Raw genomic sequence first — 421 nt, forward strand, 5'->3', positions numbered from 1 at the left:
ATCACTAGCTGAAGCAATCCAAGCAAATGAAGAGACAAGTAGTCTGGTAATTTCGGCCGAAAAGAACTCACAGCGCTTAGGAGAGATTCTGAATGAAGCCAAGTCGACATGCCATACCCTATCCACCTCATCAAGATCCTTGCTAGAAAACATCAAAAAAATGAACAGTGATAGCCAGTCAATTGAAAACGGCGCACATTCTCAACTCGAGGCTTCTGAGCAGATTGATGCAACAGTTAGCGAAACGCAAACAACGCTTAGCGAGACATCTTCTCTTGTGAGAGAAATTGAAACTGTGACAAGAACTACACAAGCAAATGTCACATCTACCGCAGACTCCATGAAGAAAACAACAGAAAGCATGGATAAGATCAAACAAAGCTTCTCAAAAATTGAAGATGTTATTCAGGTCATTTCCGGT

Annotated in this window: 1 protein-coding gene; it reads left to right on the plus strand. The window is 41.6% G+C overall.

Going from position 1 to position 421, the window contains the following annotated elements:
• On the plus strand, positions 1-421 hold a 421-nt coding region (locus A3757_RS27155), incomplete at both ends, for a hypothetical protein (protein ID WP_197470198.1).

It is taken from the genome of Oleiphilus sp. HI0117 (assembly GCF_001635235.1).